This window comes from Rhizobium sp. RCC_161_2 (assembly GCF_041355235.1).
GTDB lineage: Bacteria > Pseudomonadota > Alphaproteobacteria > Rhizobiales > Rhizobiaceae > Rhizobium.
The window spans coordinates 61,051-76,383 of record NZ_JBFUPL010000019.1 but is presented as its reverse complement, the minus strand read 5'-3'; the positions used below and the strand labels follow the sequence as shown (position 1 = coordinate 76,383).

The 15,333-nt window shown below is 58.5% G+C and carries 18 protein-coding genes and 1 pseudogene; 12 read left to right on the top strand and 7 right to left on the bottom strand.

The window, feature by feature from the left end:
* Positions 1-348: ATP-binding protein (locus AB6803_RS30380; protein WP_371112348.1), on the top strand; the 348-nt coding region annotated here is incomplete at its 5' end.
* Positions 349-453: 105 nt separating this feature from the next.
* On the opposite strand, the pseudogene AB6803_RS30375 reads toward AB6803_RS30380, so the two are convergent.
* The 6 genes and pseudogenes from AB6803_RS30375 to AB6803_RS30350 all read right to left on the bottom strand — a co-directional run.
* Positions 454-694, bottom strand: a pseudogene (locus AB6803_RS30375) (ATP-binding protein); the annotation flags it as partial.
* A gap of 66 nt (positions 695-760) precedes the next feature.
* A complete protein-coding gene (locus AB6803_RS30370) occupies positions 761-1,465 on the bottom strand; it encodes a helix-turn-helix transcriptional regulator (protein ID WP_371112347.1) in 705 nt (234 codons plus the stop codon).
* 2 nt (positions 1,466-1,467) lie between these two features.
* A complete protein-coding gene (locus AB6803_RS30365; protein ID WP_371112346.1) occupies positions 1,468-2,400 on the bottom strand; it encodes an NAD(P)-dependent alcohol dehydrogenase in 933 nt (310 codons plus the stop codon).
* Positions 2,401-2,909: 509 nt separating this feature from the next.
* Positions 2,910-3,278: an antibiotic biosynthesis monooxygenase gene (locus tag AB6803_RS30360; RefSeq protein ID WP_034522951.1), complete on the bottom strand. Its 369-nt coding sequence runs from the start codon at positions 3,276-3,278 to the stop codon at positions 2,910-2,912.
* Between the two features lie 416 nt (positions 3,279-3,694).
* A complete protein-coding gene (locus tag AB6803_RS30355; RefSeq protein WP_371112345.1) occupies positions 3,695-4,435 on the bottom strand; it encodes an SDR family oxidoreductase in 741 nt (246 codons plus the stop codon).
* Between the two features lie 371 nt (positions 4,436-4,806).
* Entirely contained in the window at positions 4,807-5,730 is a 924-nt protein-coding gene (locus AB6803_RS30350; RefSeq protein ID WP_371112353.1) for a LysR family transcriptional regulator, read from the bottom strand.
* 165 nt (positions 5,731-5,895) lie between these two features.
* Here AB6803_RS30350 and AB6803_RS30345 point away from each other — a divergent pair, with 165 nt between their 5' ends.
* The 6 genes from AB6803_RS30345 (at position 5,896) to AB6803_RS30320 (ending at position 10,911) form a co-directional block, all read left to right on the top strand.
* Complete coding sequence (locus AB6803_RS30345) at positions 5,896-6,474, top strand: flavodoxin family protein (RefSeq protein ID WP_371112344.1); 579 nt, start codon at positions 5,896-5,898, stop codon at positions 6,472-6,474.
* A 20-nt stretch (positions 6,475-6,494) separates the two neighbouring features.
* Positions 6,495-6,791: a superoxide dismutase gene (locus AB6803_RS30340; protein WP_065663738.1), complete on the top strand. Its 297-nt coding sequence runs from the start codon at positions 6,495-6,497 to the stop codon at positions 6,789-6,791.
* A gap of 89 nt (positions 6,792-6,880) precedes the next feature.
* Positions 6,881-7,930 (top strand): NAD(P)-dependent alcohol dehydrogenase, encoded by a 1,050-nt coding sequence (locus AB6803_RS30335; protein ID WP_371112343.1) that lies wholly within the window; start codon positions 6,881-6,883, stop codon positions 7,928-7,930.
* A 12-nt stretch (positions 7,931-7,942) separates the two neighbouring features.
* Positions 7,943-8,632: a type 1 glutamine amidotransferase domain-containing protein gene (locus tag AB6803_RS30330; RefSeq protein WP_371112342.1), complete on the top strand. Its 690-nt coding sequence runs from the start codon at positions 7,943-7,945 to the stop codon at positions 8,630-8,632.
* Positions 8,633-8,733: 101 nt separating this feature from the next.
* On the top strand, positions 8,734-9,735 hold the full coding sequence (locus tag AB6803_RS30325) for an amidohydrolase family protein (RefSeq protein WP_371112341.1): 1,002 nt from the start codon (positions 8,734-8,736) through the stop codon (positions 9,733-9,735).
* A 135-nt stretch (positions 9,736-9,870) separates the two neighbouring features.
* A complete protein-coding gene (locus AB6803_RS30320; protein WP_371112340.1) occupies positions 9,871-10,911 on the top strand; it encodes an alpha/beta hydrolase in 1,041 nt (346 codons plus the stop codon).
* Positions 10,912-10,964: 53 nt separating this feature from the next.
* Here the strand turns inward: AB6803_RS30320 and AB6803_RS30315 are convergent, their stop codons facing one another.
* Complete coding sequence (locus tag AB6803_RS30315) at positions 10,965-11,864, bottom strand: LysR substrate-binding domain-containing protein (protein WP_371112339.1); 900 nt, start codon at positions 11,862-11,864, stop codon at positions 10,965-10,967.
* Positions 11,865-12,012: 148 nt separating this feature from the next.
* On the opposite strand from AB6803_RS30315, the gene AB6803_RS30310 reads away from it, so the two are divergent.
* From AB6803_RS30310 to AB6803_RS30290, 5 genes are all read left to right on the top strand, one after another.
* Positions 12,013-12,387 carry a DUF2255 family protein gene (locus AB6803_RS30310; protein WP_371112338.1) on the top strand — a complete coding sequence of 125 codons (375 nt, stop codon included), beginning with the start codon at positions 12,013-12,015 and terminating at the stop codon, positions 12,385-12,387.
* 18 nt (positions 12,388-12,405) lie between these two features.
* Positions 12,406-13,122: a carboxymuconolactone decarboxylase family protein gene (locus AB6803_RS30305; protein ID WP_371112337.1), complete on the top strand. Its 717-nt coding sequence runs from the start codon at positions 12,406-12,408 to the stop codon at positions 13,120-13,122.
* A gap of 57 nt (positions 13,123-13,179) precedes the next feature.
* Positions 13,180-13,533: a putative quinol monooxygenase gene (locus AB6803_RS30300; protein ID WP_371112352.1), complete on the top strand. Its 354-nt coding sequence runs from the start codon at positions 13,180-13,182 to the stop codon at positions 13,531-13,533.
* Between the two features lie 49 nt (positions 13,534-13,582).
* Positions 13,583-13,978 carry a DUF1330 domain-containing protein gene (locus AB6803_RS30295; RefSeq protein WP_371112336.1) on the top strand — a complete coding sequence of 132 codons (396 nt, stop codon included), beginning with the start codon at positions 13,583-13,585 and terminating at the stop codon, positions 13,976-13,978.
* A gap of 140 nt (positions 13,979-14,118) precedes the next feature.
* Positions 14,119-15,279 (top strand): MFS transporter, encoded by a 1,161-nt coding sequence (locus tag AB6803_RS30290; RefSeq protein WP_371112335.1) that lies wholly within the window; start codon positions 14,119-14,121, stop codon positions 15,277-15,279.
* The last annotated feature ends 54 nt before the right edge of the window (positions 15,280-15,333 follow it).

Below are 15,333 nucleotides of genomic sequence, written 5' to 3'. Positions count from 1 at the left end.
ACGGTTGAAACATGGGTCAATTCTCAATGGAAATATCAGGCTGTGCCGGGTCAGCTCTCAGTGGAAATCAACATCCTGGCGGATGGAAGCGCCGTCATTCGTGTTCTCGATCGTGGCCCGGGCTTTCCGGAGGACATGCAGGCGGTCGCGATCAACCCCTTTTGGCGGGGCGATCCGTCGCGTTCGCGCGCAACTGGCGGAACGGGGCTTGGGCTCTCAGTGGCAAGAGCAATAGCAATCGCTCATGGAGGAGATCTCAAGCTTGCGAACCGGACGGGCGGCGGTGCGATCGTAGAAATCCATCTGCAGCGCCAGCAGAGCGGATTGTCAATCAGCACTGAACATTGACCCCATTTGCGGTAGATCAGCGCTTGGCCTGCCCGGCGCTGGCTGGGGGTACAGAGGGTGGGCCAAGCGCGGGTTATGTCGCTCTTGGCTCTTAGCTCTTAGCTCTTAGCTCTGAGAGCGGTTCTTAAAGCGCCAAGATTCAGTTCCGGTCTCGACGATCTCGCAGTGATGGCTCAGGCGGTCGAGGAGCGCCGTCAACATCTTTGCATCGCCGAATACTGTCGGCCATTCTCCAGGCGATTGAGATAGTCCGCCGTTCGCCCCTGCTTTCCGCTACGCGTTTCCGTTTCCAGGCGGATGACCAGACCGGCGAATTGAAGAAGCGACCGCGTGTTCCGCTGCGGATGATATCCTGGAAACGGCCCATCGGAGATTGCTTAGTTCGCCGAAACGTCGGCGATAGAAGTTAGGATCAACAAACTTCGCCTTCGCTGTTACAGGGCCTCAGCTCTTGTGCACGCCATTCCTTTACGAGCTGGCGGCGGTTTCGTGAATATCGCTCGGCCAGGACCTCCGCAGTTTCGATGTCTTCCAATCCGATCACCCGAAACTTTTCGTCCAGTTCACACCAGGCCGCGATAAAACGTTTTGAATCTATGAACCCCAGCATGATGGGCCAGACGATCTCCTTTCCCAGGTTGAGATGTTTCTGAGATAGCGTGATGCGCAGCTTGCGCTGCTCTCGCAGTGACCTGCGGATCTCGCTTAGATCCAGCGGGCCGCCCCCTTTCAGGGGATGCCCCACATATATCATATCTTCGTTGAGACCGGATCGCATGTCAGGTGGAAGAACAGCATTGATTTTGGCCAGCGCGTTCTTCACGGCGAAGGCCAGCGAGTCGTCCGTCTGGCGACTAACCCACTGGGCACCGATCACGAGCGCTTGGACTTCCTCGTCCGTAAACGACAGCGGGGGGAGAAGGAAGCCGGGCTGCAAGATATAGCCGACACCTGCCTCACCATCGATGTCTGCGCCCATATCCTGCAGGGTGGCAACGTCTCTGCGTATGGTGCGCAGAGACACGCCGAGTTCGTTGGCAAGCGTTTGCCCCGACACCGTCGCGCGATGTCTGCGAAGGACTTGCATCAGGTCAAACAGTCGATGACTTCTTGCCATTTCTACTCCATTGCCATGACGCCCTTGCCACCTAGTTTGCGGCCTCTCTCGAGCTCGCTAATGAGTGGGATCGCACTGCTCAGAGAAACAATTTCTCCAATTGGGATTTTGAACTTGCCTGCGCCCGCTGCTTCGGCAACTTTTTCCAGGATTTCGGCTCGGGGAGAACCAATGATGGGCTTGAGCCGGCGATCAAAGGCTGCGCGAATGAACTTGCCGAGCCCAGGGTTCAAATCCAGGAATACGCCGCCTTTGCTCAGCATACTCATCCCGTCGGAAAGTGTCAGCGTCGCCGCCGTATCGTAGACGACGTCGAAGCGATCAGCAATCTTGGACAGATCGGTAGTGCGATAGTCATAGACCGTCTTTACGCCCAGCGATCTGGCACGCTCCATATCGTGCGCGCTGCAACTCCCCGAAACAGTGGCGCCAAAGAGCTGCGCGATCTGCACGGCCGCTTCGCCGACAGCCCCGGCGCAGCCGTTGATAAACACATGCTGGCCAGGCCGCAGCTTTGCCTTGTCGATCAGTCCGTTCCAAGCCGTGACGCCTGGTGTGCCAAGGCATGCGGCATCCTCGAAAGAAACATTATCCGGCTTTCGAGCCAGGAACATATCTTTTGTCACCACGGCTTGCCCGAACGCACCGCTTTCCTTGAACTTGGCAAGACCGAATACCGCGTCGCCAATCTTGAGCCGCGTGACGTCGGAGCCGACCGCAGTAACTATCCCTGAGAAGTCCATTCCCATGGCGCGGGGAAAGGTTCTGCCGGTGACGATCTTCATTTGGCCGGCGCGGAGCTTCCAATCGATAGGATTGATCGCCGCGAACTTGACCCGCACGGCAACCTCGCCTTTTCCGACCGCGGGCAACTCGAAATCCTCGACCCGCATCAACTCCGGGCCGCCATACCTGCTATATTGAATTCTTTTCATCAGAGTGCCTCAAGCCAAGCAAATTCAAAAACGGTAGCTTTGTCATGGAGGCGAGGTCGCGCCGCCTTCTGGCAAGCGACTGAAGAAGCGTCGATTGATTTAAGTCTGGACATGCTTTCAGATCCTTTCTGGCGTTGTACGAGAGAGGATTCGACGTCTCTCTCTGCAATTGCAAACGTACATAAACCAGCATGGGGACAGTTTCTGTCACCATTCTTTCAGAACGATCAAACGCAAAGTTCCCGAGCCGCATGGTCGGCTGCAAGAAGGTACAGATAAGTGCCGAGTTTACCGACGCCTGTTCGACTTGGCCGCATGGTTGGGCAAGCCGAGGTTGATGCGGCTGGCCCACTTGGGATGGTAGTTTGGGTTTGCCGCAATCGGTTGCCGGTCGCGCTAATCAAGGAGGAGGCTTTGCGTTGCATCAAAGCCCAAACAGGCTTTCTACGTTGCCGTGGGCAATGAGCGCTTTGCATCTCCAAGCATGGAACTCGGGAGTCGGCGCCCCGCTATGCGGTGCACAAGTTCGGCACAGCGACCTTCTGAAAGAGATGAGGACGAAAGACCGCCGACGCCGGATGCGCCTTGGTTGCCTCCCGAAAATCGGGATGCCTGAAGGCCGCACGCCATGCCGCTGCAGATTCAAAGACCGCATAGTTAAGGTAGGTCGGGCTGTCTCCTAGCGCGCGGTGGAGCTGTGTCGAGATAAAGCCTGGCTGGCTCTTCATGAAGGCGGCATCAGCGGCCCAGGCGACCAAGAACGCTGCTTCGTCTTCAGGCGCCATGGTGCAGAGATTGACCAACACGATGGGGGCGGCGTCGACTTCCATCTGGCGGGTTAACGGAAACGACGGGTCGAGTGGCTCTACGCTAGACATGGTTCTAGATCCTTAGAAAATGAGGGTTTTTCGTTGCAACTGTCGTTTTTCGCGTCGTATCGATCGGTAGCCAGCAAGCGGCCAGAAAAATTGAGCCTTTCGGCCCGCAGGACATCGGTGCCACCATATTCGTTGAATTTAACGGCTTTCATATTTTTCCTTTTTCGAAGTTAGGCAGGCGCTCCGAAACTTGTGATGCTAAGTTCTGATCGTGCGACTAGCGCACTCTCCTTGCCGCCGCGTGACCTACCTGCGCCAGCATCCTTCGCGTCGAGATCGCGGCAAACCCGGCAAACTTGATGGAGAATCTTGCTCTGGTCGAAAACCACTATGCACATCTACGTGCCAGTTTCTGGCACCATGCTCTTGCAGAGCTTGAGAGGATTGCCGCGAAAATCACGGCAATCCGCAATTCTTTAGGCGCGGCTGTTCATGCGCTCGAACATGGCTTCGCCTAGCTCGCGTGTCTTGGCGGAAACACCGACCAAGACTTCGTCCTTGTCCGCTTCGAGCTGTGCAAATGCCTCGATGGCAAACTCTTCCGGGGTCACCATCATTTGATTGGCTGTCCCTCCGCTGCGAGTATTGCCACCGAGCCCGGTGTCGACAATTGGTGGGGCGATTTCTACCACCCGGATACCTGTCGATTTTAATTGGTGACGCAGGCTGAGCGTGAAGGAATGTATCGCGGCCTTGGTCGCGCAGTAGACAGAAACATCCGCCATCGGCGAGAAGGCCAGACCGGAGCTGACGTTAATGATAAACCCCTGCCCCTGCTGTCTCAATGTCGGTAACAGCTCTGCGATCAGATGGATGGGGGCCGTGAAATTGATCGCAACTTCCTGGTCAAGTGTTGCAATCGCCGGATCGCCTGTGAAGTCACGCCGCGCCTGAATACCTGCATTGTTTATGACCACATTCAGGGTGGGGTATTCGGCTTTCAGCCATTCGATCATCGCGCGGCGGCTATCTGTGTCAGCCACGTCGCAAATGCGCGTCACTATTGCCGGCACCTCGGCTTTCGCCTTCTCCAGCGCGGATTGGCTTCTGCCGCAGATAATGACCTGATTGCCGTTCTCGGAAAAGCGCCGCGCGAGCGCGAAGCCGATGCCCGTTGCGCCGCCAGTGATGAGTATTGTGTTTCCTGTAAGTTTCAAAGTCGTACATCCTTCTAACGAATTGAGAAGGTGCGCCCACTATGACTTGGGGTTATCAGCGGACACACCTTTGCAACCGGCAAGCCGGTCCAGGTGTCGCGGATACCCCGAGGGGAAGAGTTGCCGTCAGCTAAGACGGCGACCGGGCTACCATCCGGTCAGCACTCTTTCGACGAGAATTTTTTATCAGACGTTGCGGGAATGTACAATTGGGTGGTGTTTGCCGTCTCCTCAGGGCATATCTCGCGTTCTTGACACGCCGCTTGTGCAATCGATCAACTCAGACCGGCCGTTGCGCCTCGGTGTCTTCTGCGCCGTGTGCTTCATGGCGATGTTGGCCTGCGCCTGGGGCAATGGCCCGCAGTTCAGTCCTAGCCTTCAAAGCTTTTGGGAAGTTCGGCGGCGAGCACGTCGATCGCCAGCCTAGAGCGAAGCGGCAGATGCTGGGCTGCGGGCCAGACAGCATAGAATTCCATTGAGGCGCTCGGGCGATCTGCCCAAAGCTCTACCAACTCGCCCTGCCGTATCCGATCGCGAAGAAGCCAGTAAGGCAGCCAACAAAGCCCCATGCCTTCGACGGCGGCGTCCGCGATCACCTCGAGATCGTCGAAACGCAGCCGCGCGGTTACCGCAACGTCTGTGAGTATGCCCGTTTGGTCGGGTAGCTGCCAAGCCAACCCATGATCGCCTCTCCAGTAGGCCAGCAGGTCGTGATTGGTAAGGTCCTTGATCGAACTAGGCTCGCCTCTTGTCGCAATATAGCTTGGCGACGCACACAGGACTTTGCGCTGGCTGCCCAACCGGCGTCCGCGTAGGGCTGATGAATGACCCAGCGCACCGTTCCGTATCGCCAAATCAAAGCCATCGGCGATCAGGTCGATCTGGCGATCGCTGAAACTCAGTTCGAGTTCAAGTCGGGGATGCTGACGAGCATAGGACCGCAAGATGGGGGCGACGCAATAGCGCCCGAATAGGACCGAAGCCGACACCCTGAGCCGACCGGCGACCTCCTGACGGCCGGTCTCCAACATCGCTTCTCCTGCACGCAGTTCTTCAATGGCGCGCAGACACCGCTCATAATATTGCTGACCGTCTTCGGTGAGGCACTGCATTTTCGTCGTCCGTTGAAAAAGGCGGACGCCGAGCCGTTCCTCCAGTCGCGCGATCGACTTGCCGACCGCCGAGCGTGTCAGCGACAGCCGGTCTGCTGCCTTGGCGAAACCGCCGGCCTCGACCGCCTCGACGAATACTTCGATACCGTCAAATCTATCGCGAACCGACTTTGAACCAACCATTTCTGCCTCTGATGTAGAATGTCGGGAAGCATATAACGGAAAAACTATCGCCACTGCTGACGTAAATTCTACGATAGAAACCTCTCTCGGTAAACGAGTTTTGAACCGCCCAAGATCGGCGATCGCGTCAGAGCGCGGGCATTCATCATCAAGAAGGACGGACAATTGCTGGTTTCGATTGTATTTGACAGTGGATACGGGCACACGGCGCGTGTTGCCCAGGCAGTCGCCGAAGGTGCCGGAGACGTGGACAATGTTCAGGTAGAGCTGATCCCCGTCGCCGATGGGCCGGTCGACTGGGAAGCTCTCGAGAAGAGCGATGCGATCATCTTCGGCTCACCGACTTACAATGGGATGATCAGCGCCCGGCTCAAGCAGTTCTTCGAGGAGTCCACCAAGGCCGCCTGGACTGAACTCAAATGGCGCAACAAGATCAGCGCCGGCTTCACCAATTCCGGCGCGCAACATGGGGACAAGCTGAACTCGCTTGTTTCCATGGCGCTGTTCGCCGCCCAGCACGGCATGATCTGGGTCGGTCTCGACCTGATGCCAGGAAACAACAGCAGCACATCGAGCCCGGACGACCTCAATCGACTTGGGAGCTGGCTCGGCGTGATGACCCACGCCAACATTGACCAGGCACCGGATGTGGCGCCGCCAGAGTGCGACCTTCGGACCGCGCGCTATCTTGGCCGCCGCGTCGTCGAGATCACGCGGCGATTTACCCTCACCCAATCAGCATAACACACAAAAGGATCCTTGAGATGAAACTGCTTTGCCTTGATATTCCGCAGCCCGGCGCCAGCCTCGAGAAATACCAGCCGCATATGCTGGATGAAGTCCGGCACTCCTGGAAGATGTACAAGGATGGCGTCATCCGCGACATTTATTTCCGACAGGACCGTCCAGGAGTCGCGATCATCGCGGAAGCTGAGTCCGTTGAGGCAGCCAAGGCGGTGCTTGCCGACTTCCCGCTCGCCAAGGCCGGCCTCATCGGCTGGGAGGTCATCCCGCTCGGCCCCTTCCACTGGGAACCCCTTTTCGCACCCGGCAATGTCTGATTCCAGCTCGCACCTTTAGCCCAGGTCACGCTGCCTTGGCATGACCAGGGCAATCACGCCTGGAGAACAGGCATGAATGGAGAACCACCATGAATGCACTTGGCTTTGCCGCCCAATCGGCCACTGCTCCGCTGGAGCGCTTCGCCTTCGAACGACGTGCTCCGGGACGGGATGAGGTCGTCATCGACATCCTGTATTGCGGCGTCTGCCATACTGACCTGCACTTGGCCAGGAACCACGGCGGTTTCACGACCTACCCGATCGTCCCTGGCCACGAGATTGTCGGCCGGGTGCGCGAGGTCGGAACGGACGCATCCCGTTTCAAGACAGGGGACATGGTCGGCGTCGGCTGCATGGTCGATTCCTGCCAGCATTGCAAACCGTGTCTGAAGGGTTGGGAGCAGGACTGTGTCGAGGGCGCCACGTTCACCTACAACAGCATCGACCGGCGAGACGGCAGCGTCACCTTTGGCGGTTACTCCGATTCCATCACCGTGCGCGACAAGTTCGTATTACAGCTGCCGGAGGGGCTGGATCCGGCGGGCGCAGCACCGCTTCTGTGTGCCGGCATTACGACCTGGTCTCCGCTTCATCGCTGGAAAGTGGGAGAGAACAGCAAGGTCGCGGTGATCGGTCTGGGCGGTCTCGGCCACATGGCGTTGAAGCTTGCCAAGGCACTCGGCGCGGACGTCACGCTGTTCACCCGTTCAGCCGGCAAGGAAGAAGACGCTTTCAGTCTCGGTGCTGATCATGTCGTGCTTTCGGGAGACCCCGAGCAAATGAAGGCGGTGGCAGGGCGGTTCGACGTCATCATCGATACCGTTCCCTACGATCACGACGTCAATCCTTACATGACCACCCTGGCGCTCGAAGGCGTGCTCGTCCTCGTGGGCTACATGGGGCCTTTGGCAACTCCGGTCAGGGCGGGTTCTGTTGTGCAAGGTCGTCGAGCGATCTCCGGGTCGTTCATCGGCGGCGTGCCGGAGACCCAGCAAATGCTGGATTTCTGTGGTCAGCACGGCATCGTTTCCGACGTCGAGATTATCCCCATCCAACAGATCAACGAAGCCTACGAGCGCATGTTGAAGAGCGACGTCAAATATCGCTTCGTCATCGACATGGCCTCGCTCAAATCATGAGGAGCCAAGACAATGGCAGATAATATCAAGCCCATCCTTTGCGTGGTCACCAGCCACCCGATCCGCGGCGACACCGGCGAGCCGACCGGCTTTGCAATGGTGGAGCTCACCCATCCCCTCGAAGTGTTCAAGGCTGCGGGTCTCCCGGTGGAGATCGCCTCCATTCGCGGCGGACATCCGCCGATCGACTTCTTCGACCTTTCCGATCCGGTCAACGACCGCTTCTGGAAGGACAAGGCGTTTCGCGACGCGCTCGCCCATTCGCTGGTACTCGCGGACCTCGATCCAGCGCGGTACTCGGCGGTATTCTTTGCCGGGGGCCATGGCACGATGTGGGATTTCGCAGACGACCCGGCCGTGCAGCGCGTCATCCGCGAAATATGGGAAGCCGGCGGCATCGTTTCCGCGGTTTGCCACGGCCCGGCCGCGCTGGTGAACGCGAAGCTGTCCGACGGCAGCTATCTCGTGGCCAGCAAGAAGCTTGCTGCCTTCACCGATGCAGAGGAGGCGGAGGTTAAATACGACAAGGTCGTGCCCTATCTGCTGGCATCAACCCTCAAGGACCGCGGCGCGCTACACCAGCCGGCGCCGAACTGGTCGGAGAATGTCGTCACCGATGGTCGCCTGATCACAGGCCAAAATCCAGCATCGGCACACGGCGTCGGCAAGGCAATCGTCGATAAGCTCACAGCCATAAGCTGATCGGCCGAGTGTTCATATAGTTGGGGCGGTATTGCTCGCTCATCGCCGCCCCAACGTCGCGCGCCTGGCAAAAATGGCGTCGAAAGCAATTGGAGCCGACTATGAAAATTATCGCCATAGAAGAGCATGTGCTGCCAAATGACGTGAAAAACGCCTGGAGCACGACCCCTGGCGCCGACGACGGAACCTTAGGGCTGAACCGTGGCGTGATCGAAGAACGCCTCGCGGATCTCGGCGAAAAGCGGCTGGCGCTCATGGATGAGACCGGGGTCAATGTGCAGGTGCTCTCTCTCACGACGCCCGGTCTCAACAATCTTGGTGATCACGGCGTCGATCTCGCGCGTCGTACGAACGACATGCTCGCCGAGGCCGTCACGACCCATCCATCGCGCTTCCAGGCACTGTCGGTGCTGCCATCTGCGGACGCTGATGCTGCTGCGAGGGAATTGCAGCGAAGCGTAGAGCACCTCGGGTGTAAAGGAGCCATCCTGTATGGCCGGGTGGAAGAAAAAAGTATGGATCATCCGATCTTCGGGCCGACATTTGCCGTCGCCGCCGAACTCGGTGTCCCGCTGCTCATTCACCCCCAAATCCCTCAATCGAGTGTTCGCGAAGCCTATTACTCAGGCTTCGGCGCACCGGTCGACCTCGCGCTTTCGACGTTCGGACTTGGTTGGCATTATGAAGCCGGCATGCAGTTCGTTCGCATCGTTCTGGCCGGCGTCTTCGACCGGCACCCCAACCTACAGGTGATCCTTGGCCACTGGGGCGAGCTTGTCATCTTTTATCTTGAGCGCCTTGTGATGCTCGATCGCGTGTCGGGATTGAAGCATCCCTTCATTCACTACGTGCGCAACAACCTCTATCTGACCCCAAGCGGCATGTATAACGAGGCCTATCTGCGCCAGGCCGTTGATGCAGTCGGCATCGATCGGATCTTGTTCTCCACTGACTATCCCTACCAATATCGTCCAGGAAACGACGCCCGGCTGTTCGTCGAAGGGCTCTCTCTCGACGACGGCGAAAAACTGAAGTTTGCGCACCAGAATTGGGAGGCTCTGACTGTAGGCAGCGCTTCGAACTCGGTGCCCTCTACCCCTTGAGGCCCCTTATGATAGCCGCGTCTCATCTGGCCCGTGCTCAACATTCGGGGCACGGCGCCAACACCTCGTCCACCGATGTTCGCCGTGAACCACGAACCCGCCAATGACCCATCGTCCCTACAGTTGGAGTTCAAGATGCACGCCATGAGGCCAATTCTATATATTATCGCCAGCTTGATGCTCGCGCCGCCTGTTTTGGCGCAGGAGATACGCGACGTGCCAGCGCGTCAGCTCCCTCTCCCGGAGGCTGCAAGTCCCGAGCTGCGCGCGCTCATCCAGACCGGATCGATGGCAACATGGAACGACCATCCGGCGACGGCTGACGACTGGAAATCATGGATTGCGCAAGGTGCAGAGAAGGCAAGCGCAGGGCTGCCTGCTTTGCGCGAGAAGATGGGCGTGACCGTCGAGGCGAGTAAGATTGCCGGCGTCAATGTCTTTACGATCGTTCCCAAAGAAGTATCACCGGAAAACCGCGATCGCGTCCTCATACATTTTCACGGCGGCGGATACGTCCTTAATCCCGGCGAGGCCGGAACGGGCGAAGCGATCATGATGGCCGGTCTGGGTCATGTGCGGGTGATTTCCGTCGACTACCGGATGCCGCCGGATTTTCCTTATCCGGCGGCAATGGATGATGCCCTTGCAGTTTATAGAGGTGTCCTGGCGACGAACGATGCATCCAGGATTGGCGTGTTTGGAACCTCGACGGGCGGGGCCATGACCCTGGCACTGGTGCTTCGCGCGAAAGCGGAGGGTCTGCCGCTTCCTGGAGCGATCGCCGCTGGCACGCCTTGGGCTGACCTCGAAAAAATCGGCGACAGTTATTTTAGCAATGACAGTGTCGACAATGTCCTCGTTCGCTACGAAGGTTGGCTGGGCGACGCGGCGAAGCTGTATGCGGGCAACCATGATATGAAGGATCCCTACCTATCGCCGATCTACGGCGACTATCGGGGCTTCCCACCGACAATCCTGGTCACGGGCACCCGCGACCTGTTTTTGAGCAATACAGTCCGTGTTCATCGCAAGCTCCGGGAAGCCGGCGCGGTCGCCGATCTGGTTGTTTTCGAGGGCCTTTCTCACGCACAATATCTGTTCTCGCCGGACATGCATGAGGCAAAGGAATATTTCCGGGAGCTTGAAGGCTTCTTTAATGCGCATCTCACGCGCTGATCGGCAAATTTGAGCTAGGCGCCATCCCTCGCCACTTTATAAGCCCGAACCAGTCATGCTGCCGGATGGTGCCTGAGCGCATCGACCAGCATGGAAAATGCCGGGGATGGATGGCGTCGCGACGGATAGTACAGATGGTAGCCCGCAAACGGTGGCGTCCAGTCTGCCAGTATCTGCACGAGCCGGCCGCTGTCCAAATGCTCACGAACGGCGTCCTCGTGAAGATACGCGATACCATAGCCATCCAAGGCTCCAATCACGGCCTGAGGAACGGCGTTGAACGCGACCTGTCCGTCCACACGAACCCGCAGCTCGTGACCATCCTTTTCAAATTCCCACGCGTAAAAGCCACCATAGCTCGGCAGACGAAGATTGATGCATCGATGGGCCGTAAGCTCTTGCGGAGTCGAGGGGGGAGCCAGCTGGTCGAAACAGGCGGGCGCCGCTACGGCAATCATCCGAGCCATCGGTCCCACGGCTACCGCGATCATGTCTTTTTCAACCTGATCGCCGAGCCTAACGCCGGCGTCGAAGCGTTCCGCGACGATATCCGTCAGGGCGGATTCTGCCACGAGCTCGACCTTTATATCGGGATAGTCCCAAAGGAATTTCGATAGCTTCGGCCAGATCAGGGTGTCGATGGCATGTTGCCCGGCGGTGATGCGGAAGTTGCCCGCAGGTTTGTCGCGAAACTCGGTCAGCGCCGAGAGTTGCGCATCGATATTCCCCAAGGCGGGTCGCAGGGTCGAAAGAAGTTGCTCCCCTGCCGGCGTCGGGGCGAGGCTGCGGGTGGTTCGGGTCAGGAGGCGAAGACCGAGCCGTTCCTCCAGCCGTCGTATGATCAGGCTGAGGGAGGATTGCGATGTTCCGAGACGAGCCGCTGCTTTCGTGAAACTCTGTTCCTCGGCCACGGTGAGGAAGGCCATCAGGTCGCCAAGATCTTCCCGCCGCATTCATTGATCTCCGATATAAGTTCAATGAGATATTAGCGCCTAATCGAAATAAAACTAGATACTATATTTCAAGGATCGGTCACGCTCGCGGCGATCCCTGGGGTATTTGCTGACTGAATACCCCTAAATCAATGGAAGGTATTTTCTCATGGCTTGGTCAGATCAGGAGCTCGGCAAGATCGCCGTATCGGACGATCTGCATATCTCCCCGTTTCGCGGAGACGGCACTACCTACGGCACGCCGACATGGATTTGGTCGGTGGTTGTCGATGGCGCACTCTACGTAAGAGGATATAACGGGCAGGCATCCCGCTGGTACCAGGCCGCTGTCACACAGAAGGCCGGCCGCGTGTCGGTCGCCGGGATGACCAAAGACGTCGAATTCGCGCCTGCCGAAGGGCCAATCAACGACCGTATCGACGATGCCTACCGCGCGAAATACGCCAAGAGCCGTTACCTCAGCCCGATGATCGGTGCGCGCGCCCGCGCCGCGACGATCAAAGTGACACCCATCAATTCTTGAACCGATTGGATCAACATCATGGCCACACCAACCGACAAACATCCCGCACTGTCACTTGACGATCTACGCAGCGTTTCACCGGCCTTGGCCGCCTATACCCAGAACACGGTCATTGGCGATCTCTGGAGCCGCTCCGGGCTGTCGGCAAGAGACCGCAGCATCGTGACCGTGGCAGCACTCATCGCGCGCAACCAGACGATCGGCTTGCCGCATTACGTCAACAAGGCACTCGACAGTGGCGTCTCGGCTGCGGAGGTCTCCGAAATCGTGACGCATCTCGCCTTCTACACCGGATGGTCCAATGCCTTCTTCGCTGTCGAGATCGTCAAGGATATTTTCACCGAACGTGGCATCAGTGCCGATCAGTTGCCCGAGGCGTCACCGCAGCTTCTTCCCTTGAACGAGGAGGTGGAAACAAAACGCGCGACTGGGGTCCAGGCCAATTTCGGCGACGTATCCCCCGGTGTCGTGCACTACACCGCAGAGATCCTGTTTAAAAACCTCTGGCTTCGTCCCGGTCTGGCGCCGCGGGATCGCAGCCTCGTCACCGTCGCGGCCCTAGTCGCGAATGGTCAAGTCGCACAGGTCACCTACCACCTCAGCCGCGCGATGGATAACGGCTTGACGCAGGAACAGGCGTCCGAAGCGCTGACCCAGCTCGCCTTTTATAGCGGCTGGCCATGTGTGTTCTCAGCCATGCCGGTCGTCAAGGATGTCTTTGCAAACCGGTCGTGATCAATTGAGGAACCTTCCATGGATATCAAGCAGATTTTCGTTGTCTTTGGCGTGGTTATGCTGACGCTGGCTGGCCATTCGGCGAAGGCTCAGGATACGAGCACTCCCGTGGTCCGCATCGCGGAGCTGGAAATCGATCCGGCCCAAATGGAAGCTTATTCGGCCGCCGTCAAAGTCGAGATGGAGACGTCGATCCGGGTGGAGCCGGGAGTGCTGGCGCTCTATGCCGTTTCGATCAAGGGCAAGCCAAACCATCTTCGCTTCTTCGAGATGTATGCCGACAACGCTGCTTACGAGGCTCACCGGGACTCTGCGCATTTCAGGACCTATGTCGCCACCACCAAGGACATGATCCTCGATCGGAAGCTATTCGAAACGGACAATTTCCAGCTCAGCGCGAAGCAGCAGTGACAGCCAAGGTAACGTCGATCCACCTCCCTTTAAGCGCAAGGAACCCAAGATGAAGAAAGTTCGCATCGCAATGCTCTTGATTGCGCTTGGCGCCGCCACCTTTCCCACGATGTCAGCGTCCTGGGCCCAGGAGCCGGCTCCCGGTGTGAAGCCTGCCTACTACATCTCAGAGTTCCAAGTGACTGATCCGGAGGGGATCAAGCCATACAGCACCCAGGTGGAATCGACATTCAAGCCATTCGGAGGGCGTTTCATTGTCAGGGGTGGCGGAAATGTCGTCTCACTCGAAGGCGCGGGCTTCGACGGGCGCATGGTGGTGATCGCTTTTGACAGCATGGACATGGCAAAGGCTTGGTACAACTCGCCCGAATATGAAAAACTCAAACCGATCCGGCACAAATCGGCGACGTCGCGCGTCTATATCGTCGAAGGTCCCGCAAGCTGACACCCGATCTTGATCGCAGGTCAATGACGTAATTGCTGAGAAAAAACATGAGGTGGGCCTGCAAGGTCGGCGCATCTCGATTTCCGTTCAAGGGACGCCCCATGTCGCGCGCGCACTCTAAAACTCCAACGTCCGGCGGAATGTCGCCAGCGCTTACACTATTGTTTGCGACTTCCGGTGGAGCGGCGGTCGGCAATCTCTACTGGGCCCAGCCCTTGCTGTCTGATATCGCCGGTTCGCTCGGTGTTTCGATCGCCGCCGCCGGCACACTGATTACTGTCACACAGATGGGTTATGCGCTTGGCATTCTGCTCGTCGTCCCGCTTGGCGATACGATGAACAGGCGGCGCTTGATCCCGGCCATCATGATCTGTTCTGCGGTGGCGCTTGTCGCCTGCGCGCTCGCGCCGAGTTTCGCGGCTCTGCTCGCCGCGCTTGCAGCCGTTGGATTGACCACCATCGCTGGACAACTTCTCACACCTCTCGCCGGCGATCTCGCCGAGCCCGACCAGCGCGGCCGCGTGGTCGGAACGATCGTCTCGGGGCTGATCACCGGTATCCTGCTGTCACGCACGATCAGCGGCTTTCTCGCGCATGCCTTCGGTTGGCGGGCGATCTACGTTGCGGCCGCCCTGTTCATCATTCTGCTTGCGGTCCTTCTCTCCCGGGCTCTGCCGGCGGAGAAGCCGAGGCCCGCCGTTTCCTATGGCAAATTGTTGGCCTCGGTCTTTTCGGTCGTGCGCCAACATCGGCCCGTGCAAATGACGCTCGTCATCGGTGCCTGCGCATTTGCCGTCTTCACGCTATTCTGGACCGGCCTGACCTTCCTTCTCAGTTCGCCGCCTTTCGGCTACTCCGTCAGTCAGATCGGTCTGGTCGGTCTTGTCGGTCTTGCGGGCGCGCTTGCAGCCCGCCGCGCCGGCTGGCTCCATGATCGGGGCTGGTCGGTCGAAGGTACGGGCGCCGCACTTGCTCTGGCGCTGATCTCTCTCGTAATCGCGGGCTTTGGTTCAACGCACATCGTTCCTGTCCTGGCCGCTGTCCTGTTGCTGGACGTCGCAATCCAGGCCACAAACGTTCTCAATCAATCGAGACTGTTCGCGGTCGATCCTGGCGCGCGCAGCCGCCTGAATACGGCCTTCGTCGCCTGTAACTTCATCGGCGGCGCGCTGGGGTCGATGATGGCAGGCGTCTTGTGGGAACGCGGCGGCTGGGTCGCTGTCGTCACCGGCGGCGGGGTCCTGATCGCGTTGGCGATGGTCGTCTGGGTGACCCAGCGCAGGTCGCTCGTTGTTGATTGACGGCTTTCTGGACGAGAGGCAGCGACACAGGAATTTTCGCCTCATCGCTCAATT

What these genes read in the sequence shown, in the direction of transcription:
- AB6803_RS30350 (WP_371112353.1), bottom strand. Translation starts at nt 5,730, where the DNA reads ATGGTTGGTTCAAAGTCGGTTCGCGATAGATTTGACGGTATCGAAGTA.
- AB6803_RS30315 (WP_371112339.1), bottom strand. Translation starts at nt 11,864, where the DNA reads ATGCGGCGGGAAGATCTTGGCGACCTGATGGCCTTCCTCACCGTGGCC.
- AB6803_RS30365 (WP_371112346.1), bottom strand. Translation starts at nt 2,400, where the DNA reads ATGAAAAGAATTCAATATAGCAGGTATGGCGGCCCGGAGTTGATGCGG.
- AB6803_RS30340 (WP_065663738.1), top strand. Translation starts at nt 6,495, where the DNA reads ATGAAACTGCTTTGCCTTGATATTCCGCAGCCCGGCGCCAGCCTCGAG.
- AB6803_RS30295 (WP_371112336.1), top strand. Translation starts at nt 13,583, where the DNA reads ATGAAGAAAGTTCGCATCGCAATGCTCTTGATTGCGCTTGGCGCCGCC.
- AB6803_RS30290 (WP_371112335.1), top strand. Translation starts at nt 14,119, where the DNA reads ATGTCGCCAGCGCTTACACTATTGTTTGCGACTTCCGGTGGAGCGGCG.
- AB6803_RS30335 (WP_371112343.1), top strand. Translation starts at nt 6,881, where the DNA reads ATGAATGCACTTGGCTTTGCCGCCCAATCGGCCACTGCTCCGCTGGAG.
- AB6803_RS30360 (WP_034522951.1), bottom strand. Translation starts at nt 3,278, where the DNA reads ATGTCTAGCGTAGAGCCACTCGACCCGTCGTTTCCGTTAACCCGCCAG.
- AB6803_RS30310 (WP_371112338.1), top strand. Translation starts at nt 12,013, where the DNA reads ATGGCTTGGTCAGATCAGGAGCTCGGCAAGATCGCCGTATCGGACGAT.
- AB6803_RS30330 (WP_371112342.1), top strand. Translation starts at nt 7,943, where the DNA reads ATGGCAGATAATATCAAGCCCATCCTTTGCGTGGTCACCAGCCACCCG.
- AB6803_RS30370 (WP_371112347.1), bottom strand. Translation starts at nt 1,465, where the DNA reads ATGGCAAGAAGTCATCGACTGTTTGACCTGATGCAAGTCCTTCGCAGA.
- AB6803_RS30300 (WP_371112352.1), top strand. Translation starts at nt 13,180, where the DNA reads ATGCTGACGCTGGCTGGCCATTCGGCGAAGGCTCAGGATACGAGCACT.
- AB6803_RS30325 (WP_371112341.1), top strand. Translation starts at nt 8,734, where the DNA reads ATGAAAATTATCGCCATAGAAGAGCATGTGCTGCCAAATGACGTGAAA.
- AB6803_RS30320 (WP_371112340.1), top strand. Translation starts at nt 9,871, where the DNA reads ATGCACGCCATGAGGCCAATTCTATATATTATCGCCAGCTTGATGCTC.
- AB6803_RS30305 (WP_371112337.1), top strand. Translation starts at nt 12,406, where the DNA reads ATGGCCACACCAACCGACAAACATCCCGCACTGTCACTTGACGATCTA.